Here is a 714-nt window from a genome sequence, read left to right as displayed (position 1 = left end):
AAAATACCATTAATTGGAGGTTGCGGGAATATTTATGCAGAAGGAAAGATAATTGTGAATGATATTCCAAAAATTGAGGTAGAATCAGTAAGTATATGTAAGGGAGGTAGTGGTTCGCTATCGGCAACAATTCCTGCGCATTCAGTTACGGAATTTATGGGTTTATGGAATACAGAAAGAGATCCGAGTGCTCCTTTGCCGACTGCACGTAAGAATGATATGTATACATGTAAATTTGGTACTGTTGGGGAAAATCAGTATACAGCAACAAAATTTACAGTAAGTGCTTCGGGAGAGTACAATTTTAAAATGGATAACAGACGTGAATACAGTGGATCAGCATATATTTATACAGGTGATTTTACACCAGGCTACTGTGATAGAGGTGGGCAATGGATAGTAGGAGTAGGAAATAATTATTTATTTACTGAACCAGAATTTAGCGCAAATTTGGTCGCTGGAGTTGAGTACACTTTGATTTCTGTTTATACTCAATTTAGCGGAGACGATAATATGTATGATTATACCTGGAGAGTTGAGCCGCCTATAGGAGGAGAATTTATTTTAGATGATATAGTTTATTGGTATAAATCAAGCACCGGAGGAGATTCACTTGGCAGCGGGCCAACTTTTAACCCAGTTGGTGTAGAAGGGTCAGGTTTGGCTGATACAAATACACCTGGTACTACTACTTATTATGCATCTTATGCATCT

The 714-nt window shown here is 37.8% G+C and carries 1 protein-coding gene; it reads left to right on the top strand.

Features of this window, described 5'->3' with window-relative positions; translation table 11 throughout:
• Positions 1–714, top strand: a 714-nt coding sequence (locus tag B8T70_RS24065; protein WP_165763257.1) for a hypothetical protein, incomplete at both ends; no start/stop codon positions are given.

Source organism: Flavobacterium sp. AJR, assembly GCF_002156885.1.
Taxonomy (GTDB): domain Bacteria; phylum Bacteroidota; class Bacteroidia; order Flavobacteriales; family Flavobacteriaceae; genus Flavobacterium.
This window is presented reverse-complemented; position numbering and strand designations above follow the sequence as displayed.